The following is a 1,350-nucleotide window of genomic DNA, read 5'->3' on the forward strand; positions in this document are numbered from 1 at the left end:
CGCCAGCCTCAGGGCCGCGGCCGCCCCGCTCGCCGCCGCCGCGGCGGGCACCGCCGCTCCCACCAGCGCCTCGACCCCCGCAGCCACCACGTACCTCCTCCGCCTCCCGCTGACCGCCCTGGTCCGCGCCCGTCCCCGGAGGGGACACCGCGACGCTAGGGAGCCGTGGCGGCGAGCGGTCGAGACGACGGCGGGGGTGTGCACCGGGCCGACGACGTCGCCGCTGTGCGCACCGTCGGGACGGGCCCCGCCCGCCCCGCGGCGCGCTGGATCGGGTGTGCGCTGGAGCAGGTGCGCGCTGGAGCAGGCGCGGGGTGGTCGAGACCGACGAAGGGCAGGACAGGAGCACGAGACCGACGGGCGGCGTCTGCACGGCGACGTGACGCCGTCGTCCGTCGGTCTCGTGGCGTCGAGGAGGAGCCGGACCACGAGCTCCCGGCGAGGAGGGAGCCCGACGAGGAGCCTCAGGCCGGCCCGAGGTCCTCCAGCTCGCGCACGGCCAGGGGCGGCCCCTGCTGCGCCGTCGTCAGGACGCCCCGGCGCTCCGCGCCCACCAGGCGCACCCGGTGGCCGACGAGGCCGCGCCGCGAGGCGCCGAGCAGCCACGTCCGCCCCGACGCCTCCCGCAGGACGACGGCACCGGCCTCGACGCCCTCCTCGACGACGCCCTCCAGCCGCAGCGGCGGCCCGAGGCCCTCGCGGTCGTCGTCGCGCCCCGCACGGGCGAGCGCGCGGGTCGCCACCGGGCTCGGATGCCGTCCCCGGCGCGGACCGGTGTCGGGCGGTCGGTCAGCAGGCGCGCTCAGGTCGGGCGGGTCGTCGGCCATACCGCGTGCCTACCCCAGGACCCGGCGCCCGTCACCCGGGCGCCCGGCCCTCGTCGGCAGGGGGCCGGCGGGGCGCGCGAGGATGGCGCCGTGCCTGACGCCCCGACGCACCCCGGGCCCCTGCTCGAGGACCTCCCGGTGCAGACCCCCGTCGAGGTGGTCCTCCTGCTGGCGTCGCCGGAGCACCACTACTTCGGCCGCCCGCGCGACGGCGCCCCGCACCCGCCGTCGGCAGCGCTGCCGCGCGTCGACGTCGTCGCCGGCAAGGGCGTCGTGGGCGACCGCTTCTTCGGCCGCGCGGCCCACATGGACGCCGCCGTGACCCTGATGGCCGTGGAGGCGCTCGAGGGGGTCGCCCGCGACCTCGGGCTCCCCGGCGCCGAGCAGCCCGGCGGCGGCCTGGACCCACGGCTGCCGCGCCGCAACGTCGTCCTGCGCGGCGCCCCGGTCGACGCGCTGGTCGGAGCCGACCTCGCCCTCGACTGCCGCGAGGCGGGCGGGGGCGTGGTGCGGCTGGCCGGGC

The 1,350-nt window shown here is 79.9% G+C and carries 1 protein-coding gene and 1 pseudogene; one reads left to right on the forward strand and one right to left on the reverse strand.

The window, feature by feature from the left end; translation table 11 throughout:
* Positions 1 to 464: 464 nt before the first annotated feature.
* A complete protein-coding gene (locus tag HLB09_RS17175) occupies positions 465 to 743 on the reverse strand; it encodes a hypothetical protein (protein WP_171204500.1) in 279 nt (92 codons plus the stop codon).
* A gap of 174 nt (positions 744 to 917) precedes the next feature.
* Between HLB09_RS17175 and HLB09_RS17180 the strand changes: the two are divergent.
* Positions 918 to 1,350 (forward strand): annotated as a pseudogene (locus HLB09_RS17180) (hypothetical protein); the annotation flags it as partial.

It is taken from the genome of Pseudokineococcus marinus, from assembly GCF_013004605.1.
Taxonomy (GTDB): Bacteria; Actinomycetota; Actinomycetes; order Actinomycetales; family Quadrisphaeraceae; genus Pseudokineococcus; species Pseudokineococcus marinus.